Source organism: Glutamicibacter sp. TV12E (assembly GCF_052441935.1).
GTDB lineage: Bacteria > Actinomycetota > Actinomycetes > Actinomycetales > Micrococcaceae > Glutamicibacter.
Window position 1 is genome coordinate 516,217 of the sequence record NZ_JBQVVF010000001.1, and the last position, 26,005, is coordinate 542,221.

General features: G+C 57.9%; 19 protein-coding genes and 1 pseudogene. 13 read left to right on the top strand and 7 right to left on the bottom strand.

Features of this window, described 5'->3' with window-relative positions; genetic code table 11:
- The first annotated feature begins 134 nt into the window (after window positions 1-134).
- The 4 genes from ACT7DV_RS02365 (at window position 135) to ACT7DV_RS02380 (ending at window position 3,569) form a co-directional block, all read left to right on the top strand.
- Window positions 135-740 (top strand): hypothetical protein, encoded by a 606-nt coding sequence (locus tag ACT7DV_RS02365; RefSeq protein WP_444660731.1) that lies wholly within the window; start codon window positions 135-137, stop codon window positions 738-740.
- Between the two features lie 1,435 nt (window positions 741-2,175).
- A complete protein-coding gene (locus tag ACT7DV_RS02370) occupies window positions 2,176-2,586 on the top strand; it encodes a hypothetical protein (protein ID WP_443444750.1) in 411 nt (136 codons plus the stop codon).
- A 200-nt stretch (window positions 2,587-2,786) separates the two neighbouring features.
- Complete coding sequence (locus ACT7DV_RS02375; protein WP_444660732.1) at window positions 2,787-2,954, top strand: hypothetical protein; 168 nt, start codon at window positions 2,787-2,789, stop codon at window positions 2,952-2,954.
- A 48-nt stretch (window positions 2,955-3,002) separates the two neighbouring features.
- Window positions 3,003-3,569: a YdeI/OmpD-associated family protein gene (locus ACT7DV_RS02380; RefSeq protein ID WP_443439096.1), complete on the top strand. Its 567-nt coding sequence runs from the start codon at window positions 3,003-3,005 to the stop codon at window positions 3,567-3,569.
- Between the two features lie 280 nt (window positions 3,570-3,849).
- Here ACT7DV_RS02380 and ACT7DV_RS02385 read toward each other — a convergent pair whose 3' ends face one another.
- The gene (locus tag ACT7DV_RS02385; protein WP_444660733.1) at window positions 3,850-4,083 is read right to left on the bottom strand and encodes a hypothetical protein; all 234 of its coding nucleotides are present in this window, start codon (window positions 4,081-4,083) and stop codon (window positions 3,850-3,852) included.
- A 132-nt stretch (window positions 4,084-4,215) separates the two neighbouring features.
- Here ACT7DV_RS02385 and ACT7DV_RS02390 point away from each other — a divergent pair, with 132 nt between their 5' ends.
- Both ACT7DV_RS02390 and ACT7DV_RS02395 read left to right on the top strand, forming a co-directional pair.
- Window positions 4,216-5,136: a 2-hydroxyacid dehydrogenase gene (locus tag ACT7DV_RS02390; RefSeq protein WP_444660734.1), complete on the top strand. Its 921-nt coding sequence runs from the start codon at window positions 4,216-4,218 to the stop codon at window positions 5,134-5,136.
- Between the two features lie 40 nt (window positions 5,137-5,176).
- The gene (locus tag ACT7DV_RS02395) at window positions 5,177-6,709 is read left to right on the top strand and encodes a deoxyguanosinetriphosphate triphosphohydrolase family protein (RefSeq protein ID WP_444660735.1); all 1,533 of its coding nucleotides are present in this window, start codon (window positions 5,177-5,179) and stop codon (window positions 6,707-6,709) included.
- A 31-nt stretch (window positions 6,710-6,740) separates the two neighbouring features.
- On the opposite strand, the gene ACT7DV_RS02400 is transcribed toward ACT7DV_RS02395, so the two are convergent.
- From ACT7DV_RS02400 to ACT7DV_RS02420, 5 genes and pseudogenes are all read right to left on the bottom strand, one after another.
- Window positions 6,741-7,772, bottom strand: coding sequence for an RNase H family protein (locus tag ACT7DV_RS02400; RefSeq protein ID WP_444660736.1), 1,032 nt, complete (start codon window positions 7,770-7,772; stop codon window positions 6,741-6,743).
- A gap of 739 nt (window positions 7,773-8,511) precedes the next feature.
- Window positions 8,512-9,694: pseudogene (locus tag ACT7DV_RS02405) on the bottom strand (IS3 family transposase).
- Window positions 9,695-9,940: 246 nt separating this feature from the next.
- Complete coding sequence (locus ACT7DV_RS02410; protein ID WP_444660737.1) at window positions 9,941-11,401, bottom strand: hypothetical protein; 1,461 nt, start codon at window positions 11,399-11,401, stop codon at window positions 9,941-9,943.
- Between the two features lie 861 nt (window positions 11,402-12,262).
- Window positions 12,263-14,485, bottom strand: coding sequence for an NADP-dependent isocitrate dehydrogenase (locus ACT7DV_RS02415; RefSeq protein ID WP_444660738.1), 2,223 nt, complete (start codon window positions 14,483-14,485; stop codon window positions 12,263-12,265).
- Between the two features lie 220 nt (window positions 14,486-14,705).
- Window positions 14,706-15,305 (bottom strand): TetR/AcrR family transcriptional regulator, encoded by a 600-nt coding sequence (locus ACT7DV_RS02420; protein ID WP_257745949.1) that lies wholly within the window; start codon window positions 15,303-15,305, stop codon window positions 14,706-14,708.
- A gap of 147 nt (window positions 15,306-15,452) precedes the next feature.
- Between ACT7DV_RS02420 and ACT7DV_RS02425 the strand changes: the two genes are divergently transcribed.
- From ACT7DV_RS02425 to ACT7DV_RS02455, 7 genes are all read left to right on the top strand, one after another.
- A complete protein-coding gene (locus ACT7DV_RS02425) occupies window positions 15,453-16,919 on the top strand; it encodes a DHA2 family efflux MFS transporter permease subunit (protein WP_444660739.1) in 1,467 nt (488 codons plus the stop codon).
- 158 nt (window positions 16,920-17,077) lie between these two features.
- Window positions 17,078-18,763, top strand: a complete 1,686-nt coding sequence (locus ACT7DV_RS02430; RefSeq protein WP_444660740.1) for a formate--tetrahydrofolate ligase — start codon at window positions 17,078-17,080, stop codon at window positions 18,761-18,763.
- Between the two features lie 110 nt (window positions 18,764-18,873).
- A complete protein-coding gene (locus ACT7DV_RS02435; RefSeq protein ID WP_444660741.1) occupies window positions 18,874-19,632 on the top strand; it encodes a LamB/YcsF family protein in 759 nt (252 codons plus the stop codon).
- The gene (locus tag ACT7DV_RS02440) at window positions 19,629-21,263 is read left to right on the top strand and encodes a carboxyltransferase domain-containing protein (protein ID WP_444660742.1); all 1,635 of its coding nucleotides are present in this window, start codon (window positions 19,629-19,631) and stop codon (window positions 21,261-21,263) included. Before ACT7DV_RS02435 ends, ACT7DV_RS02440 begins: the two co-directional genes overlap by 4 nt.
- A gap of 15 nt (window positions 21,264-21,278) precedes the next feature.
- A complete protein-coding gene (locus tag ACT7DV_RS02445; protein ID WP_444660743.1) occupies window positions 21,279-23,018 on the top strand; it encodes an acetyl/propionyl/methylcrotonyl-CoA carboxylase subunit alpha in 1,740 nt (579 codons plus the stop codon).
- Window positions 23,019-23,070: 52 nt separating this feature from the next.
- Window positions 23,071-23,748, top strand: a complete 678-nt coding sequence (locus ACT7DV_RS02450; protein WP_444660744.1) for a GntR family transcriptional regulator — start codon at window positions 23,071-23,073, stop codon at window positions 23,746-23,748.
- Between the two features lie 385 nt (window positions 23,749-24,133).
- Window positions 24,134-25,123 (top strand): adenosine deaminase, encoded by a 990-nt coding sequence (locus ACT7DV_RS02455; protein WP_444660745.1) that lies wholly within the window; start codon window positions 24,134-24,136, stop codon window positions 25,121-25,123.
- Between the two features lie 72 nt (window positions 25,124-25,195).
- Here the strand turns inward: ACT7DV_RS02455 and ACT7DV_RS02460 are convergent, their stop codons facing one another.
- A complete protein-coding gene (locus ACT7DV_RS02460) occupies window positions 25,196-26,005 on the bottom strand; it encodes a putative hydro-lyase (protein ID WP_444660746.1) in 810 nt (269 codons plus the stop codon).

Here is a 26,005-nt window from a genome sequence, read left to right on the forward strand (position 1 = left end):
ACTACTCGATGTAACTCCCACATTAAGCAAATAACGCCACCGATGAGGCTCTAGTGGCCATTCTGAGGTGGTTCCGATGAAACCTGACCTCTGAAATCATATGGAAACTAGACAGGCCAGAATGGGGAAAGACAGTGGACCAGGTGTGGACTGATGGAGCTGCGGCAGCTGCATTACTCGCAGGGCTTATCGCGGGTGTCAGCGCTATCGTAGCGAGCTTAGTTTCTCTGCTCAGCGGGATTCTAAACCGTCATGCTGAGGCCAGATATCGCGTTCGGGAGCTTGCAGCAGAAATTTCAACGGCATCTCATATCCTTGAGACGGCCATGACTCAATTACACGGCCCAAAAGCTGATTTCCTCCCGACTGGCGTGCGAGAGGCTCTCATTGAGGAGATCAATGTCCAAGCGCCTCGGTTAACGGCGCAATGTCTTCTCCTTCATTCACTCGGCAACCGCCATATGGCTGCGGCAGCGATCTACGTGGGTAATGCAATGACGAACACAACAGGTTACCTGCACCCAGTCGAAGGCTTCGGGCTGCGTGAAGATTTCGTTGCGAAACAAGAGCGTCTGCAGGAGTCTGAAGAAGCCCGTGCAGTGCTGTCCCAATTGGCTCGGAGAACTTGGCTTGGTCAGGCTAGATATATGCGGAAAAATTCTGCTGCAAAGAAGATGAAGAAACGCGAAGATCGCGGTGGGACTCCGCTCTTCCGCGAAGGAGCCCAGAAAATTCGCTAAGGTGCTCTCCGCCTATTTGTGCCCCCTGCCGAGGGTTGGAAGTCCACCAGACACCACCGAAACAAAGGTGGCTGGTTTGAGACTGTATGTAGACAAACTTGAATGCAACCCCCTACTAGCCGAACGCGTTCGTACTTGTGGCGATTGCTGTTTTGCTAGGTGAGCGAGTTGCCTGCGAAGCAAATCGTAGTCCATGGCGCTAATTGTGGGGCCTTGTTTCCCCTTGTTCGCGACATGAATTCGAATCTGCCCGCAAATGTGATCAATCTTCTGCGAATTAATCTCGTATGCAGTTGCAATCGAGTCCAGCCTAAGCCTTGACCGAGTGCTCCGCAGTAGCCTGCCCATCGTGGCTACGTCCGCCTTCTTAACAAAAGTTTGGTCTCGATGCTTGTACATGGGCACGCTAGCGACCAAGGCTTGCTCTTTAACTTCGGCGTAGCTCAGGCCAAGCTCTTTGCGGGCTTGCTTTAGCGGCATATACAGAGACAGATCATCACTGGCTATTCTCGGAAGAACGATTTCTTGGTCTGCCAGTTTCCTGATGCCACCGTTGTGAGGAGCAGGCGGTTCTATTTTCGTTGCAGATTTCTCTGGCGAACCAATTGCAGCAAGCTTGGCCAGGACTTCTGGAGCCAGATGGGTAGAGAGTCGCAACGTTATTCACACCTTCAACTTTCAAGTTTTCCCAGCTTTCTAATGACCATACCGAACGCCTGGACCAAAATCGAAATATTCCGGCAGCAGTTCAGAACGGATTCAATTTCTAACTCAGGAAGTACAATTCGTGGCTATCAAAGTCTCTTTTTCTCAATATGTGGTCAGAATTAACATTATGTAGTTTGTTCAAGTTTGTGAGAATTTCCCGACCGGTAACAGTCCATTTTTGAAAAATTGGAAAATAGTTTGTAAGGGGCAAAGCTGACATTTCTGGATGGCCAGGGGGCAGGACTAGAAGATCCGAAATGGGTTGCCTCGGTTGCTCCGCTCTACGTTGCATGGGACGGAAAGAGTATTCGTGCAAGGTGTGAGTGCATTGGGTCCCAGAGTGGCAAAGTCAGGTACCGCTGGCGAAATCGCATATGGCCATATTCGCTCGTCTGCGCCATACGAAGTCACCGAACACGACGTACTGCCAGCGGGGTTCGGCATAGCCTAGGTATCCCACTACCGCACTTACACTCGGCAAGGGGAACGCTCCCAGCTCGTGCCCTGAGCGAAAGATATTGAAACGGCGGGCCGGTGCGGACTAGAACGGAGCTATGGCACGCAATATGGTATTGGCCGCAACTCGTGACTGGGCTCCGAGATTGCTCGACAGTACCTTCTAGCAGGCAACAGCGTCACTGCGCTGCCCCGAGGTGACAGCCGGACGGTGCCCGATGGTGTTCATTTCATCCGCGCGGATGGGACGCCTCCAGGAGCCTATGACGTTGTGACCGGCGAGTTCGACCAGGTGGTGGAACTCGCCTATGCGCCAGCGCTGCTTCAGGGTGCGTTTCAGGCGCTGGCCCCCCGAGCCGCGCAGTGGACGCTGATTTCCAGCATCTCCGCCTACACGCCACCATGGCGCGCCGGTGGTACCGAATACGACCCACTGGTGGCGGTCCAAGACCTAAACCAATACCCGGACGTGAAAGACGCCGCAGAGCTCAGCAGCACGCAAGCGCTTGGTAAACGGCTGAGGATCGTTCGCCCGGGCCTAATCGCCCGCCTGGGTGATGGCAGCGACCGGCTCGACTACTGGATGAACCGGATGGCCGTAGACGGTCCGATTCTCTGGTCCCCGAGGGTCTTTCCCGCCTGGTGCAGTTCATTGACGTCCGAGTCCTGGCAGGCGCCGTAGTTACCGGTGGACTTCCACCCGTGCTCGATGCCGTGCGACCGGCAATGAGTTTCGAGCAGTTTCTTCACGCAGCGGCACAGTTGGCAGATTTTGGTGGCGCGCTTCACCCTGCTTCGGGTTGGTGGCTGCTGGAGCACGGTGTGACCTATTGGTCTGGAGAGCAGTCCCTGCCACTCTGGCTGCCTAAAGACGACTAAAATATGCCTAATCGGGCGGGCAAACCCTTCCCCACCCCACTGCGCTCGATGGAGCAGACGCTCGCTGCGGCGCTGGAGGATGAACGGCCTCGTGGCCTGCAGCATGAGCGCCGCGCCGGACTGAGCCATGAGTTCGAACGCTCGCTCGTCGAGCAGCTTGGTCGCAAGTGATGCCGGTTGTGCTCGTCTCCGACCCGATTATTTAGCACAATAGTTGCCATGGACTATGACAACCCGCTGATCCTCAAGGACGTCCAAGCATGGCGTGTTTGGCTCGATGAGAACGAAGAAACCAGCGACGGGGTCTGGCTGCTCGTAGCAAAGAAGGGCACCACCGAGCCGACTACGCTTATGGTTGCCGACGCACTACAGGAAGCATTGTGCAGTGGGTGGATCGATGGCCAGCGGCGCAGCAACGACGAGAAGACGTTCCTGCAGCGATACACGCCTCGGCGCAGGGCCTCGGTCTGGTCGGAAAAGAACGCGCAGTTCGTGGCAGTACTGATTGAGCAGGGCAGGATGCGTCCTCGGGGGCTAGCGGAAATCGATAAGGCCAAAGTCGATGGCCGGTGGGACCGAGCCTACCAAGGGCAGGCCACTGCACAAGTGCCCGAAGCCTTACAGCGCGCTCTAGACGCGAACCCGACTGCCAAAGCCGCTTTCGAAGCGCTGAAGTCCCAGCCGCGATATCACATTCTGCACCAGCTGATGATTGCCAAGACTGAGAAGACCCGGTCGGCAAGACTGGAGAAATTCGTTCGGCAGCTGTCCGAAACCTCAGACTAAGGTGAATAAGCCAGATTCTCCCTAGATCTTTTCTGCAACCAAAAAGCGCGAACGGCTATGCACGACGAAACAGATACAAGAAACGCATCACAACCATTTCGCCTGCAAAAATCAAGGTCTAGCTCACAGGAAAGCGACGATCTGCTGTCCCGGTCAAAAGACAGTTGCCGATCCCGTTGGCCCCAGCTTCGTAAGTAAGCAGCTTCTAATCAGAGATTCGCCTGCCTGCTGCTTGCCTCTAACATGGCCACTCTCAGAGACGGCAGAGTGCGGCGGGCAGCTACGAATCGATTGCGGGCACTTCTGATGCTCTGCTGTTTTGCAGTACTTCGGACGCCTCTCGCTTCCTATTTATTGCCTCTGTGATCATGCCGCCGCTGACCTGTACCGCGCCGGCGATTGCCAACAGCGCGCCGACCAGCGGGTCGAAGAACAGCCTGGCGACGCCGAGGACGAACACCGTCCAGCCAAGCGTCATCAGCGTGGTAGTTCCAACGATCCCTTTATGCGCCATGGGTTCAGCCTACTAGTTATTTGATCTTCAATCTGGAATAACTGATGTGGAGTAATGAATCGGTCAGCAGATTCTTCATCTCAGCCAGCCAACGGACACAATGGTCATAGCACCCGAAAGGACATTCTTCTTATGGCATTACGTGTATTGCTCCCCTGGCAAGATCTCGTCGACCGGCTGCAGCTTCCGGGAATCGAACCGATCCTCTGGCAAATCGATGATGGCCCCAATGACGCCCCGCCGGCCGACGTGCTGGTTACCGAACGTCCGAGCAATCCTGAGCTGCGTTCGAGGGTCTCCCGCATCAAGGGGCTGAAGCATGTCCACCTGCTCTCTATCGGCTATGAGTGGGTTCTGGAGCATCTTCCTGGACAAGTGTCATTGACCAATTCCAAAGGCGCCGTGGAAGATGCCACTGCCGAACACTGCCTCGCCCTGGTTCTGGCATCCCTTCGCCAGCTGCCGCAGGTCGGACAGCAGCAGCGCGAACGGCAGTGGAGCAGGACGTGGACCGGCTCGCTGCGCGGGTCAAATGTGGTGCTTCTCGGGGCCGGCGGAGTAAGCAGCGAGATCCGCGCGCGTCTATTGCCCTTCAAGCCTGCCGAGCTAACGTCATTTGCCCGCACCGAACGAGTCCATGAGCAGGGCTATCCCATTTATTCTCTCGACCCGCTCTTGGCTTTTCTTCCCACAGCGGACGTGGTGATCGTTGCCCTGCCGCATACCCGGGAAACCGAGCAGCTCATCGACGCCAAATTCCTCTCAGCAATGAAGGACGGCTCGCTGCTGGTCAATGTGGGACGCGGGCCCATCGTCGACACCGAAGCCCTGTTACCGGAACTGCAATCCGGCAGGCTGCATGCGGCCTTGGATGTCACCGATCCTGAGCCGCTGCCGGCAAATCACGCACTGTGGAGCGCACCAAATTGCATCATTACTCCGCACATGGCCGGAGACACTGGACAGTTCATCTCGCTGGTCTCTGAAATGGCCGTCAACCAGGTCATCGCCTTTGCGCACGGTGAAGAACTCGCCAACCGAATCATCAATTGACACGGCGTTAAGCAGGTGATCATCTAGGCTGGTTTCTACCATGGAATATAGGGCCAAGACACACCAAAGCGGCGGGCGGGATCGCGCCATTGCCGAGCCGAGCCTGAACGATGAGGACGAGTTCCGCGTCGATATCGAGCGCATCCGCTTCTCCCCCTACTTCTCCCGGCTGTCCTCGGTCACCCAGGTGATCCCACAGGCAGGCTCCGGCACCCTGGTGCACAACCGGCTGACCCATTCGCTGAAGGTCTCAGCAGTGGCCCGCTCCATCGCGATCCGGCTGGGTAACGCTGATGAATCAACTAGAAGACTCGTCGACCATTTGGGTGGCTGCGATCCGGTGGTCGTGCAGGCCGCCGCGGCGGCCCACGACCTGGGGCACCCGCCCTTCGGGCACCTCGGCGAGCTGGAGTTGGATCGCGTGGCCCGGGGAACGCTGAACCTGCCCGACGGCTTCGAGGGCAATGCCCAGACCTTCAGGATCCTCACCGCGCTGGACAGCTGCGACGCCACCGCCCGCGGCATGAACCTCACCCGCGCGGTGCGCGCCGCCGTGCTGAAGTACCCGTGGACCCGCAATGAGTGGCGCGCTCTGGCCCCGCTGGCCCCGGAGATGCTGCCGCGCGGCGTGGGGACCGACCCGGCGGCAGGGGCATTGAAATATTCGGCCTATGATGTCGACGCCCATGAGATGGCCGATGTGCTCTCGGTGTTCCCCAACATCGGCCAGCACCAGCAGACCCTCGAAAGCTCCGTCATGGACATCGCCGATGACATTGCCTACGCCGTGCATGATCTGGACGACTTCTACCGGGCTGGGGTGCTGCAATACACCAGCGTTTCTGCTGAATTGCGTGCCTGGCTGGAGCATTCGGCGAGCCTGGGACAGTTGAAGCAGGCCGAGCTCGATGCCCGGCGCCCGGGGCACGCCTTGGAGCAGACCTGGCGGCGGGCGCTGGCCAAGGATCCATGGATCGCCGATGCGCAGGCATTCCGGGAATCCGTGGAACGGGTGGGCCATGACCTGGTCGACGGGCTGCTGGGTGTCCCCTACGACGGCGGACTGGAAGCGGATCGCGCGGTCACCGCGTTCACCCGACGTTGGATCGAACGGCTCCAGACCTCGGTGACCGTGGAGCAGACCCCCACTGTGCGCAGCGGCCACGTCCGGTTGGGCGATGAAGCCTGGCACGACGTAATCGTGCTGAAATTCGTCCACTCGCGCTTCGTGCTCGAGCGCCCGGACTTGGCTGTGTACCAGCGCGGGCAGACCCGGATCATCCGCTCGCTGGCCGAAGGGTTCCACAACTGGCTCAATGATCCCGATGATGCCGGCCGCGCCCCGCGTCGGCTGCTTGATTCGGTCGAAGCGGCCACGCAGGAGTACCGGAACCTGCGCGAGCTATCCCCCGAGCTATTCCGCCAAGCAGGACCAGACGAGGTGCAGCGTCTGGGCCAGTCCCGGGCCATCGTGGATTACATCGCTTCGTTCACCGATGCCCAGGCCGTCTCGCTCAATGCCCTGCTGACCGGCACCGCCGACAATTTGTGGGAAGCTGGCCGCGGGCTTTAGGAATCTTGGAATGGAGCCAACGAACAACAGGTCATACAGCCATGGCAAGCTCCGCCAGTTCTTCGGCAATGATCATTTGCATCAGCGAGTGAGTCTGAGCGGGATCAATCCCAGCGTTGAAGTGGCGTGCCATGAGGACAGCTATCCGGTCCGCAGCCTCGTTATAGCAATTTCCGTTGTGCCCACGCACCCAGACAGCTCGGGTACGTCCTCTACGGCGGGCTATCGCAATTTCGAGTGCCACATGGTGCGCTTGTCTGGTCCGAAGTCGTCCGGCCACAATGTCATTTATTGAGTTCACCAAGGCTCGGCTGTCGCTGAAAATTGCGAGATCGGAATCGACCGGGGTATACCGCAAAGCTAATAACGCGCCGGTGGTCTCCGCCATCAATGAACTACGCGAGAAATTCTTTGGTGAAATCTGAGAGGCCCAGTGCCCCTGCATGGTCACCATTGCCCCTGCTCCACGGTCTCTTCCGTGGTGCGGTAGCGAACCGTCTGTATAGGCAACGACTGAAGACCGCGAGCGATACCCTTCGATGCGTGGCGTTAGCGCATCTTGGTTTGCTTGCGTCGCTTGTTCTAAGTTGATTCCGAATAGCCAGGAAGGATTCAGACAGAAAACAGGATTAGCCGACAAATCGTTCAGCCCAAGACCATCGCGATTTGAAATCAGAAGATCTATGGAGGCAGGACTAACGATCCGACTAGTTCCTGTAAATTCGGCAATTGAATCCAGAATTGCTGCTCCAAGCTCACCATTTCCGCATGCTCCGGAGAGCGTAACCACAGGATGGTGATTGGTGTCGCAGAGAGTCACAGCGAAGTCGAAATGCAAACCACGTTCGCTGCGTTGCGCTAAATGCCCATCAAGAACTACTGCAGCAGAAAAAGGCACATAAACGTGCTTAGCCCCTGAAGGATCGCGGGTATAGGGCACGCGATCAACAACAGCAAGGATCCGAGTTGGCTGGACCTGACGTTCCGCCGAAGTAAACCGCCGCACTCCATCGGCGTCCCGAACAATGGAGATTTGAGATCCTGGGAAATGGGCATGCATCATTCCTCCTCGCGCGACCGAAAGACTTGAGAACGATACTACTGACAACTTCCCACAAAATGGTTTCTCACGCGTTAATTAATGGATTGCTTTATCGAATAGTTACCTTCTTCGTCGAGCAATTCTCAAAAATCTACATCACACTTCCCGGACTTTCCGTTGGCATCACATTTATTCGGAACTTAAAATCATTGGCCGCCGCTCATTTTCATGAGCGGCGGCCAACGGCATCCGTTCGATGCCTGCGGTCTAAAGCTTAGAGACCCAGGCTACGGATTAGTTCTACCAAGGTTGCAAGGAGATCACTCAACATCAAATTACCTCATTCGTTCTAGTCATATAGTTAATTCACATCAGCACTAACAGCTCGTCCTGACATTTAAGACACTAGTGCAAAAACGACCTGACAATGGGTGATTTACGAAAAATTAGACACTTTTTACATGGAAGTAATAAGTCCTTTACACGGTTAATACCCAAGGCAGGCGAATTACTGGGGCGATCGAAAACGAATCCATCATCCTCCTGTCTAGAGTGCCACAGCTGAAGAAACCTCCAACTAGTCCCAACGCCCTGGCAAGCAAGCGCACGGGTCAGGTCCCTCCAACATAGCTTCCATGTCGCACCGAGCTTTGACGCAACCACATCAGCCTGCGTCTTTGCATGGTCCGACTGGCGATGTCGGTCCGAGGTGAGCTGGTCAAGTTTTTGAGACACGACCTTTGATCTTTTCTAACTGTTCTCAAGCCGCCAAAGCTAAAGAATTTCTTTCCTGGTACGAGTCCAGAACTGCCTGAGGACTGACCCCACCATTAGCTGTATACGGGCGCTTCCGGTTATACCAAACCTCGATGTATTCCATCACCGCAGTACGCGTTGCCACCCTGCTGGTGAACGCCCGATGATGATACATTTCGTTCTTGATCGTCGAGAACGTTGACTCGGCGACGGAATTATCCCAGCACACCCCGTGCTCAGCACACCACTCCTGGAACGCGTCCGAGGTGTATTGCGTGCCTCGGTCCGAGTGGAACACGCTGCCAGGCTGTATAAAGCCCCGCGACGCGGCAAGCTCCATCGCATCAATGACCAGCTGAGTTTGCATGTTCTCTCCCATTGACCAGCCCACGATCTGACGCGAATACAAATCAATGACCGTCGCTAGATACAACCAGCCTTCGCCGGTGCGCAGGTAGGTGATATCGCCAACGAGTTTCGCCCCAGGCCGCGAAGAGCGGAAGTCGCGCCGGCCGAGCTTATCGACCATATGGTTCTTGATATGCGCTGTCCGGGCCTGGTGGTCACGCACCGTCGTGGTTTTGAACGCGCTCATCCGTTTGGCCTGGATTCCCAGGTCCTTCATGATCGAGAGCACCGTGGATTTCGGAATCTGTATGTTCTGGTTGTTGCGGAGCAGGTCCACCAGTTGGCCGGCCCCAGCAACCTGGTTGGATGCTTCGAACTCGGTGTGGACCAGTTCGGTGCGGCGTATGCGCAGTGCTTTGGCCTCGCTCAGCTCCTCGCAAGGGTTCAGCCACCGGTAATAGGATGCCCTGGATACCTGCAGGTTCTGGCGCATCCATCTCACCGGGTACTGGCCGGTATGTTCTTTGATGAAGGTGAAGATTGCGCTTATTTCTTGCTGTTCGAGGCGAAATAGGCTCTGACATCTTTTAAAAAGTCGTTCTCCCGTTTCACCTCCAGCAGTTCCTTGCGCAGCTTTTCGTATTGGGCCCATTGCACTGGTCCGCGTTCCTCGGTTTCCGCTTCGGGGTGCTCGGTGCGGTAAACGCGGACCCAGTTGCCCAGGGTCCCTTCGTTGATGTCTAGAAGCTGCGACGTCGACCAGGCTCTTTTGGGGAGGAGATCACCAGTTCGACTGCTTCAGCACGGAACTCCGGGTTGAACTTCTGACGTTGGGACATGCACTCATTCTCCTACGAACGCGTGTCTCACAACATCATGACAGCTCAATGAATAAGCCCCAGCCCGTTAGGGCTGGGGTTAGTCTTGGGATTCTTCAGCGTCCGCTAACGTGTACGCTCCAGCAGGTAATCCACGCGACAATTTGGCTTATTCGCTCAGGTTAGCCAATGGGTATGTGTCAGCCTCGTTCCCCGGAATCACTAATCCGCCATCTCAACGCCTGATAAGACTAAGGTTGAAGACTGCTATTTTAGTAGGTCCCAGTCCTCGAATCCGTCATCAGAATCACCGGATTCGTCAGAAATGTCGTTCACCGCAACGACCGTTGACGCCGCGGTATCCTCAAAAATCAATCGAAGACGGGCTAGTTCATCTTCATTAGCGTCAACAAGGATTGGCAGTGCAGAGAGTGCTAGTTCACTCAGCTCAAACTTCGCATTCGCCTGACCGTGAGCCGTCGATGTGGCTAAGTTGCAGATGATTTTTCGCGCGCTTTTGCCAGCGGCAACTGAAGCTGAAACAACCTCAGCCGTGGTTCCTAGAGAATCCCCAATTTCCGCCAACTTTTGGTCGTTGGCAATATCCGATTCCGACGTAGTTTCATACGCAATTCTTGTCTCGTTAGCTGAAATGGAAAGTGAACGAATAGAAATATCAGCATTACGGGCACGGGAAGTCACAGTGTTAACGTCTGTTGCCCCGTCAATTCCTTCTACTGGCACGTCACTGATCTTAGTATTAGAGAAAACGACCGCAGATCCGGACAGGTGAAGTCCCAACAGTCCATTTTTCAAGAACCAGTTAGATGATTCTTTCGAATCTTCATCTTTACTTACCTCTATCACGCGGCACATGCGCGCACTGAGCACACGTGCCCCTTGGCTCATTAGTCTATCGAGGTTGGCCGGCGAGCCCGTCAATCCAGTTGCCACCAGCGCGTTAAGGCCTACATTTGAACTCATCCGAGTCCAGAATTCAGGGTTGTCAACCCCCTCAACCTCAAGGAGGAATCTCAATGCTGAACTAGAGAGCTTCGGAAGCGCTACAACATCTGCCGGGAACTCTGCATCCGATCCAGATGCCAACCACATGGCTTGCAGAAAGCTAGTTATCGACGTTGACCGAAAGTCATCTAAGAAATTCGATGCAGTACTCACCGCACCTCGGATATGCTCGGGCTTAGCCTCGCTCGCATCCTGAAAACCAGCAGATATGTCGTCAACAATATCTTTAGCTTTGTTCCGCCGGACAAGACCTTTTCCGCCCTGCAACACTGCCTTTGAGATCAGTCCAGCGAACGTTTTAGATTCGTGCCCCGTTCCGAGCTCCTGAATGCTATCGGCCGGTGCCACCAGTGTCTTAAACTTTTCTGCACTGGTTTCGAGTAGTGAAACTTCCTTTGAGGCGGGCCCTGCTACCTCTGTTATTTTTGAGCTCGATAGCGGCAACAAGATTGAACGCTCTGATGAGAGAATTTCGACGTCTTCCGCCAAGTATCTAGGATCACTGTTAGTACGAAGGAAGACAGCTCTATCCTCTTGATCGCTAGGCCACGAAAGGATGACGTCAGGCGAATACGTATTATTGAAATATTCAGTGAATTTGATTCTCACCGAAGAATCGGCTGTCCTGAATTGTTCGGCGACCTGCTGCTTGATTGCTTCGATCGTCTGATTATTAAGGTCAATTCCGTTTGAAAGCGTCATCTTATTGTCCCCGATTCATTTGGATTCGCGATAGTTCCGCCCTGTCCTCTCGGGATATTACGAGAGTCTCCTGTTTCTTATCTAGAACAACCATCCAGATTGAAGCGGCTACCCGATCGACTACTTCATCGTCGATCATTGATCGTGCTTTGTCTTCGTCCACATCACCAAAGACGTTCTTGCGGTGTTTAAGGACAGCATCGACGATCGCATCCTTCGCGTAATTGCTTTTCCAAGTTGAAACACGAAAAGGAGACCACGTTATCCACATAAAGTGTTGGATCATGCGTGAATATCGATCCAAAGTGCAATAAGTTTGCGCTAAGAACTTGTCAAAATGAGTGCCTTGGTCCCTTGGCTCATCGTACATCTTGCACTCCGCCGCGAAAACATCATGCTCGTACGGATGCCCTTTTAGCGTCCCGCCCAGATCGTACGAGTATGGAGTGCCACCCTTTGGCCATTCGAAAGCGAGATTTCTCGGACCAGCGTCATCGACATTGGTATAGCAAATACCCACTCTGGTTGTTGATTCCAACCATAACTTTGCGCGCCTTGTCCCATCTTCGCCTTTTACGTGGTTCGCTTCACCGGGGACAGGTATCACTTCAATCGGCATAACTCATGTTATCCAGAAATTCTCAAATTCTGATTCAACGTCTTGTTTATGTCATCAAGCCCGTGAACGTCCATGAAGCATTTATGGTGAACCCACCTCGTCTAAAGGTTAGGTTGGGCGCCCCACTTTTCGTTTGAGCGCTGCGGGACGTCGGAACATGCGAACAGTCCGTCTTTGCCCTCGTCCGCAAAAAACAGGCGCCACCCCAACGGGGCGGCGCCTGCCTGTTCAACTCGGGAGGACTACTTGGTCAGCAGTTCCAGAGCCTTGTTCAGGGTTGCGCTCGGGCGCATAACAGCCGAGGTCTTGGCTTCGTCTGGACGGTAGTAGCCAGCGATATCCACGGCCTTGCCCTGGACCTCGGCGAGCTCGGAAACAATGGTTTCCTCGTTCTCATCCAGTGCCTTGGCGACTGCGGAGAAGGCCTCGGCCAGCTGGGCGTCCTTGTCCTGCTTGGCCAATTCTTCTGCCCAGAACTTGGCTAGGTAGAAGTGGCTGCCGCGGTTGTCCAACTCGCCAACCTTGCGCTTAGGCGACTTGTCTTCCAGCAGGAAGGTGCCGGTTGCTGCATCCAAGGTGTCAGCCAGGACCTGGGCACGAGCGTTGTCGTTGTTCACTGCCAGGTGCTCGAAGGAAGCGCCCAGGGCCATGAACTCGCCCAGCGAATCCCAGCGCAGGTGGTTTTCGTTCACCAGCTGCTGCACGTGCTTCGGAGCCGAACCACCGGCACCGGTCTCGAACAGGCCGCCGCCAGCCAGCAGCGGAACGATCGAGAGCATCTTGGCCGAGGTGCCCAGTTCCAGGATCGGGAACAGGTCGGTCAGGTAGTCGCGCAGCACGTTGCCGGTCACCGAGATGGTGTCCTCGCCCTTGCGGATGCGGTCGATGGAGTACTGGGTAGCCTCGACCGGGGACAGGATTTCGATGGTCAGGCCATCGGTGTCGTGTTCCTTCAGGTATTCGTTGACCTTGGTGATCAGCACGGCGTCGTGGGCGCGCTTCTCATCGAGCCAGAACACTGCAGGGGTGGCCGAAGCGCGAGCGCGGTTCACGGCCAGCTTGACCCAGTCGCGGATGGCAACGTCCTTGGTCTGGCAGGCACGCCAGATGTCGCCGGCGAAGACCTGGTGCTCGATGAGCACGGTGTCGTTCTCGTCGACGATCTGCACGTGGCCGTTGGCCGCCAGTTCGAAGGTCTTGTCGTGCGAGCCGTATTCCTCGGCCTTCTGGGCCATCAGGCCGACATTTGGCACGGTGCCCATGGTGGTCGGGTCGTAGGCGCCGTTGGCACGGCAATCATCGATGACCACCTGGTAGATGCCTGCGTAGGAGGAATCCGGCAGAACGGCCAGGGTATCTCCGGTGTTCCCCTTGGCATCCCACATCTTGCCGCCCAGGCGGATCATTGCCGGCATGGAAGCGTCAACGATGACATCCGATGGGACGTGCAGGTTGGTGATGCCCTTGTCGGAATCGACCATGGCAACTGCCGGGCCTTCTTCCAGGCCCTTGGCGATCAGCTTCTCGACGCCGGCGCGAACATCGTCGGACAGCTCGTCGAGGCCGCCGAGGATGGCAGCAAGACCGTTGTTGGCGTTCAAGCCGGCTGCAGCCAGCTCGTCGCCGTAGGTCTCGAACAGCTCGGAGAAGTAGGCCTTGACCACTTGGCCGAAGATGATCGGGTCGGAAACCTTCATCATGGTGGCCTTCAGATGGGCCGAGAACAGCACGCCCTCTTCCTTGGCACGGGCCACGGAGGCCTTCAGGAATTCCGAGAGTGCAGCTACATGCATCACAGTGCCGTCGATGACTTCGTCCTTGAGGACGTCGAATGGCTTCTTCAGAACCTTGACTTCGCCGTCTTCGCCAACGAAGCGGATGGAGATCTTCTTGTCTGCATCGATGACAACGGACTTCTCGTTCGAAGCGAAATCGTCAGCGCCCATGGTGGCGACGTTGGTCTTCGAATCTGCAGACCATGCGCCCATGGAGTGCGGGTACTTGCGAGCGTAGTTCTTGACGCTCAATGGTGCACGGCGGTCCGAGTTGCCCTCGCGCAGCACCGGGTTCACGGCGGAGCCCTTGATCTTGTCGTAGCGCGCGCGGACGTCGGTCTCTTCATCCGAAGATGGGTTGTCCGGGTAGTCAGGCAGTGCGTAGCCGGCGGCCTGCAGTTCGGCAATAGCGGCCTTGAGCTGCGGGATGGATGCCGAGATGTTTGGCAGCTTGATGATGTTCGCTTCTGGGGACTTGGCCAGATCGCCAAGTTCGGCCAGGGCATCGGAAATGCGCTGCTCTTCGGTGACATAGTCAGGGAAGGTAGCGATGATGCGGCCGGCGAGCGAGATGTCGCGGGTCTCGAGCTCCACGCCTGCGGTCGACGCGAAGGCCTCCACGATTGGCAGGAACGAGTGAGTCGCCAGCATTGGCGCTTCGTCGGTGTGGGTGTAAATAATCTTGGCCATAGGTGTGGCGTCTCCCTGAACGTCGTGCGGAAGCGGGGTTAACCGCCCTGAACTCAACGTTCCAAATCTACCCGATTTTGCCCTGCACCACACTCTCGAGGCATGCGAATAGTTCTTGGGAACCCCAATTTTTCCCCGAAATGCCGGGATGAATAGCGTGGGAGCAGTTTGTCACATTTAAAGTTAATCTGCCATAACTCAATCTAGTTTTCCCTGCCGCTCAAGGTCCCGGGGTGCCGGTAGCGGAAATCTGCTGCATTTCCGTGACCGACTGCTCAAAGAATTCGGAAGGCGCCACAGCGCTGCCGGCCCTTTCGGCCTGGGTGAAGCACTGCCAGGCAACGCGCCAGGTTGACGCGACCATCTCGGCAATCAATGACGCCTGCATCTGCGAAACGACCCCACGCTCAGCCAGCGACCGTCCCAGCTCTACGACGAGCTCCTGTTCCCTGCTGGTGGCGATCAACAGCAGCTTGGGATCAGAGAACATCAGCCTGGTCACCCGGCGGTACTCATGCTGTTCAACTTCTGCATGCAAATGCTCCCTGCACCCCTGCAACAGAACCTGGAATACCTCCGAGGGCGCAGCGCCCTGGGGAAACTCGAGGCCTGTCAGGGCCGCGGCCAGCTCACCCTGGCCAGGAACGATGGCCGACTCCTTGGAATCAAAATAACGGAAGAACGTTCGATCTGAAATGCCAACGCGCTGCGCAATGCGCGCCACGGTGGTGGACTCCAGCCCGAGCTCCTCGACGAGATCCAGAGCTGCCGCCTGAATCCTGCGCGAGGTCTCGGCCTTGCGCTCATCTCGAATCCCCATGCATTCCTCCATACCCGTTAACTTCTAGCGATCGTCTCATAAGCCGGCAGAAAAGTAGTTTCCTGTCACACTCTGACAGTTTCCCTTACAAAATTGTGTCACTCTATGACACTATTTGACAGTTGAGAACTCCGAGAAAGAGGAACAGTGACGTCAGAACAGACGAAAACCGAGGCCCAAGCTTCACCACCACAGGCTCGCACAGCAGCCTTGAGCACCAAGCAGCTCACCGGCATTATTGCAGCGCTGGCTTTGGCAGCGTTCATGATGATCCTGAACGAAACGGTGTTGACCGTGGCGTTGCCAGGAATCATGGCTGAAATGAGCATCACCGCGGCGACCGGCCAGTGGCTCACCACCGGCTTCTTGCTGACCATGTCGGTCGTCATCCCAACCACCGGATTTTTGCTGCAGCGCTTCAACCACCGTTCGCTCTTCATGTTCGCCATCATCAGCTTCCTGGTGGGCACGGTCATCGCGGTTATTGCGCCGAGCTTCGTCTTCCTGCTCCTGGCTCGCATCATTCAGGCTTTGGGAACCGCCATCATCCTTCCACTGCTCATGACCACGACGCTCACGCTGGTGCCGGTCCACAAGCGCGGCACCATCATGGGCTTGAACTCCATCGTCATTGGCGTGGGACCGGCCATCGGCCCTACCGTTTCAGGTGCCGTAGTGCATGCCTTGGGATGGCACTACATCTTTGCGATGATGCTCCCTATCGCAGCGGTGGTCCTGGTGCTGGGCATCATTTTCTTCAAGGTCCCATCCAGCGCGCGCAGTATCCGTGTGGATGGCGCTTCGGTGGCTCTCTCGGCGCTGGCTTTCGGCTTCCTGGTGTACGGCATTTCCAGCATCGAGCACGCGTCGACCAATCCGGCATTGACCATTATCAGCTTTGCCATTGGCTTGGTATCGCTGGCAATTTTCATCAAGCGCCAGTTGTCGCTGACCGGCCAAGGCCGCGAGCTGCTCAACCTTTCCGCGTTCAGCTCACGTGGATTCACCTTCTCGATCATCATGATCATGATCGCTTTTGGCACCATGCTGGGGTCGTTGATGATCGTTCCGCTCTTGCTGGAATCGGGCAAGGGCATTGATTCATTGAAGATCGGCATGATGCTGCTTCCTGGCGGTGTTGCCCAGGCGATTGTCTCGCCAATTTTCGGGCGCATCTATGACAAGCATGGCCCTCGTCCGGTCCTGATTCCCGGCGCGATCATGCTCGCTGCTGGCCAGTGGCTGTACACGACGATCAGCGCCGAGACCGAATTGTGGATGTTCATGATCACCCACATCGTCTTCTCCATCGGCCTGGCATTGCTGATGACCGGATTGATGTCCTCGGCCATGGCTACGCTGGAACCACGGCTCTTCGGCCACGGTTCGGCCATCTTCAACACCGGACAGCAACTAGGCGGAGCCATCGGCACCACCATCTTCGTCACGGTGATGTCCGTTGTCTCGAAGTCGAGAATCGGCTCCGGCACTGGGGCCGCCGAGGCTCTGTTCTCGGGTGCTCATGTGGCGTTCATGATCGGCGCAGTGCTGGCAACGATCGGGATCTTCTTCGCTTGGTCAATCAAGGGCTCGGCCCCCGCACAGCGTCGATAGAACCCGTTGGGCTTGGGCAGTTTATCCGCCTCTGCGCAGGCCACGTTGCCCGGGCAGCGGAACCTCTGATGATAGCTTGAAGGCATATCGAGGAATACCAGATCCCTTGGTCTTCCTCAGCACCCCGGATTCCCCGGAGTCAGCAGAGAGGACGCAGCATGGCAACGACGCCAGAAGCCGACATGAGCGATCTAGCGATCGCCTCGCGAACAGTGCTCAAGCCCATTTCGGAAATTGCGGCGGCCGCGGGGATCCCCGAGAGCGCGGTGGAACCCTACGGCCGCTACAAGGCCAAGGTTGATCCTTCGCTGCTGCCGGGAAATAGCGCACGCCACGGGCAAGTAGTTCTGGTCAGCGGGATGTCCCCGACTCCTGCAGGAGAAGGGAAAACCACCATGGTGGTGGGCCTGGCCGATGCCTTGGCCGCCACCGGGGCGAAGACAATGATCGCCCTGCGAGAGCCTTCCGTTGGCCCCAGCTTCGGCATGAAGGGCGGGGCCACGGGCGGAGGCCAGTCGCAGGTGCTGCCCATGGACGAAATCAACCTGCATTTCACCGGGGACTTCCACGCCATCACCAGCGCCAATAACTTGCTCATGGCACTGGTGGACAATCACCTGCACCACGGAAATCAGCTGGGCATCGACCCGCAACGCATTACCTTCAAGCGCGTCTTGGACATGAATGATCGCGCCTTGCGCACGGTGGTGATCGGCTTGGGCGGATCCACCGACGGTGTTCCCCGCGAAACCGGATTCGAGATCACCGCGGCGTCGGAAGTCATGGCGGTCTTCTGCCTGGCCACCGGGCTTGAGGATTTGCGTGACCGGCTCGGCCGCATGACCATCGGCTACTCCTACTCGAAAAAGCCGGTGACAGTCGATGACCTGGGGGCCGCGGGAGCATTGGCCCTATTGCTCAAGGATGCCATCAAGCCAAATCTCGTCCAGAGCATTGCAGGAACCCCCGCGTTTATCCATGGCGGGCCGTTTGCCAACATTGCCCACGGTTGCAACTCCGCCATTGCCACCAACACCGCTCGATCGCTGGCTGACATCGTAGTGACCGAAGCAGGCTTTGGCACCGATCTCGGGGCCGAAAAGTTCATGGACATCAAGGCCCGCTACGCCGACTGCGCCCCGGCCGCCGTGGTCATCACTGCGACGATTCGTGCGCTGAAAATGCACGGTGGAGTATCCAAGGAAGAGCTGGGCGACGAGAACGTCGACGCCGTGCGCGCCGGATTGCCAAACCTCGCCCGCCATGCCGCGATCATCAAGAAATTCGGCATCCCGCCGGTCATCGGCATCAATCAATTCGCCAAGGACACCCAGGCCGAGCTCGAGGTTGTCACCGACTGGGCTGCCGAGAACGGCATCGCCTGCGCGGTAGCGGATGTCTGGGGCCAAGGCGGCGCAGGGGCCGGGGCGCTGGCCGAGGCAGTGCTGCGGGCCATCGAGTCGCCTGCCGATTTTGACTACTTGTACTCGCTTGATCAAAAAGTTGAAGAGAAGATTCTGGCCCTCGCGCGAGAAATCTACGGCGGCGAGGGCGTTGAGTACTCAGTCAAGGCCCACCGCATGCTGGAGCAGATCCACGCCAATGGCTGGGACCGCCTGCCGGTCTGCATTGCGAAAACGCAGTATTCCTTCTCTGATGATCCCCAGCTGCTTGGCGCTCCGAGTGGATTCAGGCTGCAGATCCGCGAACTGATTCCCAAAACTGGCGCTGGCTTCATTGTTGCCATTACCGGAGCGCTGACCACGATGCCGGGCCTGCCCAAAGTCCCGGCTGCTTTGCGCATGGAAGTCGACGAGGAGGGGAAGGCCGTAGGCCTCTCCTAGGCAAAGTCTCACAAGGCTTGGAATCTTTCGAAACCTTCCCCAGATTGTTGAACAATTATCGAAAGTAGGGCATTCTTTTACCAAGACATGTTCACGAGACGGGGATCACAATGCCATTCATAGACTTGAATTCCGACGTAGGCGAATCATTCGGCAACTGGAAAATGGGCGATGACGCCGCCATCTTCACCTCCGTCTCCTCTGCAAATATCGCTTGCGGTTTCCACGCCGGCGACCCGAGCACCATCGCGCAAACCTGTCGCGATGCCGTCAGCGCGAACGTCACCATCGGCGCGCACGTAGGGTACCGGGATCTGGCCGGCTTCGGCCGTCGATTCCTGGATTGCTCGGCGACCGAGCTGGCTGACGATGTCCTGTATCAGCTCGGAGCATTGCAGGCTTTGGCTCGCAGCGCCGGTGCAGAAATCAAGTACGTCAAGCCCCACGGCGCCCTGTACAACACGATCGTGCACCACGAGGTACACGCCCAGGCTGTCATCGATGCGATCAAGGCCTTCGGCACGGACCTTCCGGTGTTGCTGTTGCCTGGATCGGTGGCCTTGCACAAAGCCGAGGCCGCCGGGCTGCGCGGTGTTGCAGAAGCTTTTGCCGATCGCAATTACAACCCCGATGGAACATTGGTATCCCGCCGCGAAGCCAACGCAGTTCTGCATGACGCCGAAGAAGTCACCGCCAACATGATCCGCTTGGCCACCGAAGGAACCATCGTCGCGGTCGATGGCAGCACCATCACCATGCCGGCCGAAAGCATCTGCCTTCACGGCGATACCGCCGGAGCAGTTGCCATGGCTCGTGCCGTGCGCAACGGCTTGGAAAGCGCCGGCGTGCAGATCCGGAGCTTCGCGTGAGCATCCGCGCCATCCGCGCCATCCGCGCCATCCGCGCCATCCGCGCCATCCGCCGTGCAGGATCCCATGATCTGCTCATCGACCTCGACTCGCTTGACGCAGTCTTGGCGCTCAATGCCGCTTTGGAAGCTTCTCCCCTGCCCGGACAGCTCGATCTATTGGCTGCCGCCCAGACGGTGCTGCTGAAGTTCGATTCGGGGCACAGCGCCGAACGCGCCATCAAGGCCTTGCCAGAACTTGAAACAGCTTCCGCAGTTCGCACCGCTGGCAAGCTGGTTGAAGTTCCGGTGCACTACGACGGCGAAGATCTGGCGGCGGTCGCCGCACTGACCGGGCTGAGTGTCGAAGCAGTGGTCACTGCCCATACAAGGCAGAAATGGCGCGCGGTATTCGGCGGATTTGCTCCCGGCTTCGCCTACCTGCTCGGCGAAAACCAGGAATTGAATGTCCCGCGCCGGGACACCCCGCGAACCAAGGTCCCGGCTGGAGCTGTGGCCCTCGCAGGCGAGTACTCGGCTGTTTATCCCCGCCAATCCCCTGGCGGCTGGCAGTTGATCGGACATACCGACCTGGAAATGTGGGACCTGCAGCGCGAAAATCCTGCATTGATCCGGCCGCAAGATAGCGTGCAGTTCGTCCCTGCCACACAGAAGTTGTCGGTGACCCAGCCATTCGCGGCATTGGATAAGCCTTCGGAGCAGGCACAAGGCGGAGGCCTGAAAATCATCGATGCCGGTCTGCAATCCCTGCTTCAGGATGCCGGGCGCATCGGCTACGGAAACCTCGGAGTTGGCGTGGCCGGAGCCGCGGACCCCGCGGCATTCCGCCAGGCCAATCGGCTCGTCGGCAACCAGATAGACCGGGCGGTCATTGAAAACCTGGGCAGCCGCATCACCGTCGAGGCCTGCGGGGACCAAGTCCTGGCGCATGCCGGGGCACAGGCGAAGCTGTGGATCACCCCGGCGGAAGATGACCAGGTGCGCACCAAACGGCAAGTGGCCAGCAACGCGCCTTTTGCATTGCTTCACGGCGAGCGCCTGAGCGTGGAGCCCGACGGCCAAGGCTTGCGCAGCTACCTCGCGGTGCGTGGCGAAATCACGCTCAAGCCGGTGCTCGGCTCGCTGTCGACGGATACGCTGTCCGGAGTCGGTCCCGATCCCCTGGTTTCCGGATCCGTCATTCCGGTCAAGCAGCCAACCATCGGGCATATAGTCAGTGATCCCCAGCCGAGCACCCTGCCGGTTCCCGATGACCAGGGCGTGTATCGGCTCAGGGTTCTGCCCGGTCCGCGCACCGAGTGGTTCGGCCCCTCCGGGTTGAAGCAGTTGGCAGAACAGCTCTGGGACGTCACCAGCGAGTCGAACCGGGTAGGCATCAGGTTGTCTACCGGGGAACAGCCTTTGCAGCGCGTCCTATCCGGCGAACTGGCCAGCGAGGGGGTCGCCCGAGGCTCGTTGCAGGTACCGCCGTCCGGCCTTCCAGTGATCTTCCTCGCTGATCATCCGGTCACCGGCGGCTACCCGGTGATTGCCACGGTCATCGCCGAAGATCTCAGCGCCGCCGCCCAGCTTCCGCCGGGAAGCAAGATTCGATTTGTCCTCCAGTCCCCCGCCGTTCAGCCGGCCACGTAACTACTTAGGATTGTCATGAAAAAAGTCCTCATCGCTAACCGCGGCGAAATCGCAGTCCGCATTGCCCGGGCGGCCACCGACGCTAATATCGCCTCGGTAGCTATCTACTCCGACCCGGACGCCGACGCGTTGCATGTGCGGCGTGCCGACGAGGCCTATCCGCTGCACGGTTCCACCGGGGCGGACACCTACTTGAATATCGGGAAGATCATCGCCATCGCGAAGCGCTCCGGGGCCGACGCGGTCCACCCGGGTTATGGCTTCCTCTCGGAAAACGCCAGCTTTGCGCAGGCGGTCATTGACGCCGGGATGAAGTGGATCGGTCCCTCGCCCCAGGCCATTGAGGATCTGGGCAATAAGGTCACGGCTCGGCAGATCGCTGTGCGCGCCGGCGCACCATTGGCTCCGGGCACCGATGGCCCTGCCGAAAATGCCGAAGAGGTTCGCGCCTTCGCCGAGGAATACGGTGTCCCTGTAGCCATCAAGGCCGCGTTTGGCGGTGGCGGCCGTGGCATCAAGATCGCGTATTCGCTCGATGAGATCACCGAGGCCTTCGAGTCGGCCACTCGCGAGGCCACGGTGGCCTTTGGCCGTGGCGAGTGCTTTGTGGAGCGTTTTCTCTCCAAGCCACGTCACGTCGAGGCCCAGGTCCTGGCTGATGCCCACGGCAATGTTGTGGTTGTTGGCACCCGCGATTGCTCGCTGCAGCGCCGGCATCAGAAGCTGGTGGAAGAAGCCCCAGCGCCGTTCCTCAGCGACGAACAGCGAACGCGCATCCATGAGTCCGCCAAGGCGATCTGCAAGGAAGCTGGCTACGTCGGAGCCGGCACCGTCGAATATCTGGTTGCCCAAGACGGCCTGATTTCCTTCTTGGAGGTCAATACCCGATTGCAGGTGGAACACCCGATCACCGAGGAGACTGCTGGTGTGGATTTGGTGGCGGAGCAGTTCCGCATCGCCGATGGCCTGCCGCTGTCTTTGGACGAAGATCCCACGCCCCAGGGCCATGCCTTTGAATTCCGGATCAACGCCGAGGATCCAGCCCGCGGATTCCTCCCTGCCCCTGGCACGGTAGAGCGTTTCGAGGCTCCAACGGGCGCCGGGGTGCGTATCGATTCCGGCGTTCGCAGCGGTTCGGTCATTCCGCCGTTCTACGACTCGATGATGGCGAAATTGATTGTCCGCGGTGAGGACCGCAATCAGGCGCTGCGCCGGGCACGCACGGCCTTGGATGAGATCACCATTGCTGGCGTGCCGACAGTCTTGCCTTTCCATCGCGCAGTCATCGAGCATGAGGATTTCAACGGCGATCAGCTGAAGGTCTACACCACGTGGATTGAGGATGAATTCCTGAACGAGGTCGAGGCCAGCGATGACATGGATCTCGACCAGATGGATACCAGCCGCGAAACGATCACCATTGAGCTGGATGGCAAGGCTGTGCAGCTTGGCTTGCCTGCAGCGCTGACCAACGCTTTGCGCAACCCGCCGGGTGCTGGCGCCACCCCTGCGGCGCAGGCAGAGCCGGCTTCCGAACTCGATGAGGCCGCGGTGCCCAGCCCGATGGATGGCAACCTCGTCCGGTTCGCTGTCGAAGATGGCCAGGCCGTTTCCAAGGGGCAGACGGTGGCCGTAGTTGAAGCAATGAAGATGGAGTCTGTCGTAGCGGCTCATCGCGATGGTGTTTTCACTGCGGCGAACCTTGAAATCGGGGCTGCGGTTCGTCGTTCCGACGCGTTGGGCAGCATCCGGTAACCGAGTTGGCGCTTGTTCCTTTTCCAGCATCGAGTTGGGATAAATTGGACTAATGAACTCCAGCAGCAGTGTCTCCGCGCTTCCGGCCAAAGCACCCCATGCGCATAGCAGTGTTTGGGCCGCGAATCTTCTGCGCACACGAATCGCTGAAGGCGAGTTGTTGCCCGGAGACAAGCTGTCTGAGCAGTCCTTGGCGGAGTCGCTGGGGCTTTCGCGCAATACCTTGCGTGAAAGCTTCACCCTGCTGGACAGCGAATTGATCATCACCAGAATCCCCAACCGCGGGGTTTTTGTTGCGTCGCCGGATGCTGATGATGTGCGGGAAATATACGCCGTGCGCCGTACCATTGAGCCGGCTTGCCTGGCTTGGGGCCCGGAACTGGATTTGGCGCAGCTGGGCACAATCATCGATGAAGCGCGGGCGGCCTTGGCCGCCGGGGATATACCTCGGATGGCCAGCGCCAATCAGGCCTTCCACCAGCAATTGGTTCGCTCCTCAGATAGCAGCTTGGTCCAAGAACTCATGGGGCGGGTGCTGGCCCGGATGCGCCTGGTCTTCCACGCGATGAGCGATGCCCCGGATTTCCACTCGCACTATGTTGAGCAAAATGCCCGCTTGGTAGAACTGCTGCGTGAAGGTCTACGCGATGAAGCGGCCGCAGCCCTGCGAGGGTACCTGGACAAGGCTGAAGCCGAGTTGCTCGAACACATCAACGGGGCATCGAAATAGCGCCAGTGCCCCCATTCCTACAGCGGATGTCCTGCGATTTCTGTCTCACCGATAAGGCGGTCGCTCAGGCTCTGAAGTTTGGCTTCATGCAGTGCACCGGCGTTGCCCGTTGCCGCGGGGAGCATGGCTGGCTCAGTTCAACGAGGCGAGTCATTTCCTGCCTCTCCGCGATTTTCAGCGTCGTCGGCCCTTGTCGATGGCTCCGTTTCGCCAAGGCCGATCATGATCGGATTGCATCGGAATTCACCTGAAAAATTGACTGCAGATTCCAAACCCCAACCTGCAAGCACCTTGCCTGCCAGCGTATGGTTTAAGGCAATCTTGCGGGTTCCCCTCTAGTCCAGTGAGCCCGCACTCAATAGTCGTTGCTGAAAGGTTCCGCCCCGTGAACTTGCCCGTTGCCGAATTGCATATCCATCTCGAGGGAACGCTGGAACCCGAGATGATCATGTCGCTGGCTGCAAAGCACTCCATAGAACTGCCCTACAGCTCAATTGGCGAGCTGCGCGCACAGTATGATTTCAACAACTTGCAGTCGTTCCTGGATCTGTTCTATGCCAACATGCTGGTGCTTCGTACCCGTGAGGATTTCTACGAAATCACCATGGCCTACCTGCAGCGCGCGCATGCTTCAGGCGTGCGCCATGTGGAATTGTTCTTCGATCCCCAGGCGCACGTTGAACGCGGGATGGACCTGCGCGATGTCATCGCGGGAATTCGCAACGCACTGGGCGAAGCGCAGGATCGCTGGGGAATCTCGCATAAGCTCATCGCCTGCTTCTGGCGCCATGCACCGGCCAGCGATGCCTTGGAGCTGCTTCGCCTGATGATCGCCCAGAAGCATGACATCGACGGTATTGGCCTTGACTCTTCCGAGCTGGGTTTCCCGCCAGAACTTTTCGTTGAAGTCTTCGATTTGGCTCGCGAAAGCGGTTTGCACGTGGTCGCCCACGCCGGCGAAGAAGGCCCGGCCGACTACATCTGGCAGGCACTGGACCTGCTCAAGGTGGAGCGCGTGGATCACGGAATTCGTTGCTTGGATGACGAGAAACTGGTGCAGCGGCTCGTTGCAGAACAGATGCCGTTGACAGTCTGCCCGCTCTCGAATATCCGGCTGCGCGCGGTGGACACGATGGCGGATCACCCGCTGCCATCCATGCTTGAATCGGGGCTGAAGGTTTCGGTGCATTCCGACGATCCTGCGTATTTCGGCGGTTACATGGACGCCAACTTCGCTTCCCTCATGGAGGCCTTCAATTTCAGCACCGGGCAATTGGCGCAGTTGGCTCGAAACTCCTTTGAATCATCATTCATTGACGAGACTGCGAAACGAGAGCGTCTGGCCGAAGTAGAAGCCTGGGTTAGTCAACGCTAGGCAAGGCTTGCGGTTTAAATGAGTGTTGCGGTGTTCCTCCGGGAGGAGACGAACACCGCAGCACTCATTTTGTTATGGCACTTGATACTGCGAATCCTTGATGTCGGTGATCAGCATGTAGCCCGGCGCATGACCGATGGCAAGCGTCGGCTTCGACTCCATCACGGCCGCTTGCGGCGTGACGCCACAAGCCCAGAACACCGGGACACTGCCTTTTGGAATCTGGACAGCGTCGCCAAAGTCCGGCTTCGACAGGTCCGCAATTCCCAGCTCTTCCGGGTTGCCGATATGCACCGGTGCTCCATGCACCGCCGGATATCTCGAGGTAATCCGAACGGCATCGGCTACTTGCGAAGCCGGAATAGGGCGCATCGAAACCACCATTGGTCCGGAAATAACGCCGGCAGTGGTGCTCCGCTTAGTGGTCTTGTACATGGGAACATTGACGCCTTGGTCAATGTGGGCGACTGATATTCCGTTATCCATCAGGGCTGATTCAAAGGTGAATGAACAGCCAATGACGAAGGTGACCAGATCATCGCGCCAGTACTCGGATAAGTCGGTCGGCTCAGCGATCTTGGTGCCATTTTCATACACCACGTACTTCGGGACATCGGTTCTGATGTCGCCTCCAGCTAGCAGTTCGCTGGACACTTCACCGGCTTCGAGCACGCCGAGGATCGGGCAGGACTTGGGATTGCGCTGAGCGAAGAGCAGTACGTCGAAGGCCAGCTCTCGTGGCACGATCATCAGGTTCGCCTGCGCGTACCCTGCGCTGATTCCCGCCGTGGGCAACATCTGCCCTTGGCGGAAGAACTCCCGCGCTTGCTTCGGGGCCAATGCGGCTCGCTGGCCCAAATCCAGGTCTTTGATCTTATTCAT

What these genes read in the sequence shown, in the direction of transcription:
- ACT7DV_RS02375 (WP_444660732.1), top strand. Translation starts at nt 2,787, where the DNA reads ATGCCTAATCGGGCGGGCAAACCCTTCCCCACCCCACTGCGCTCGATG.
- ACT7DV_RS02380 (WP_443439096.1), top strand. Translation starts at nt 3,003, where the DNA reads ATGGACTATGACAACCCGCTGATCCTCAAGGACGTCCAAGCATGGCGT.
- ACT7DV_RS02385 (WP_444660733.1), bottom strand. Translation starts at nt 4,083, where the DNA reads ATGGCGCATAAAGGGATCGTTGGAACTACCACGCTGATGACGCTTGGC.
- ACT7DV_RS02390 (WP_444660734.1), top strand. Translation starts at nt 4,216, where the DNA reads ATGGCATTACGTGTATTGCTCCCCTGGCAAGATCTCGTCGACCGGCTG.
- ACT7DV_RS02395 (WP_444660735.1), top strand. Translation starts at nt 5,177, where the DNA reads ATGGAATATAGGGCCAAGACACACCAAAGCGGCGGGCGGGATCGCGCC.
- ACT7DV_RS02400 (WP_444660736.1), bottom strand. Translation starts at nt 7,772, where the DNA reads ATGATGCATGCCCATTTCCCAGGATCTCAAATCTCCATTGTTCGGGAC.
- ACT7DV_RS02410 (WP_444660737.1), bottom strand. Translation starts at nt 11,401, where the DNA reads ATGACGCTTTCAAACGGAATTGACCTTAATAATCAGACGATCGAAGCA.
- ACT7DV_RS02415 (WP_444660738.1), bottom strand. Translation starts at nt 14,485, where the DNA reads ATGGCCAAGATTATTTACACCCACACCGACGAAGCGCCAATGCTGGCG.
- ACT7DV_RS02420 (WP_257745949.1), bottom strand. Translation starts at nt 15,305, where the DNA reads ATGGGGATTCGAGATGAGCGCAAGGCCGAGACCTCGCGCAGGATTCAG.
- ACT7DV_RS02430 (WP_444660740.1), top strand. Translation starts at nt 17,078, where the DNA reads ATGGCAACGACGCCAGAAGCCGACATGAGCGATCTAGCGATCGCCTCG.
- ACT7DV_RS02435 (WP_444660741.1), top strand. Translation starts at nt 18,874, where the DNA reads ATGCCATTCATAGACTTGAATTCCGACGTAGGCGAATCATTCGGCAAC.
- ACT7DV_RS02445 (WP_444660743.1), top strand. Translation starts at nt 21,279, where the DNA reads ATGAAAAAAGTCCTCATCGCTAACCGCGGCGAAATCGCAGTCCGCATT.
- ACT7DV_RS02450 (WP_444660744.1), top strand. Translation starts at nt 23,071, where the DNA reads ATGAACTCCAGCAGCAGTGTCTCCGCGCTTCCGGCCAAAGCACCCCAT.
- ACT7DV_RS02460 (WP_444660746.1), bottom strand. Translation starts at nt 26,005, where the DNA reads ATGAATAAGATCAAAGACCTGGATTTGGGCCAGCGAGCCGCATTGGCC.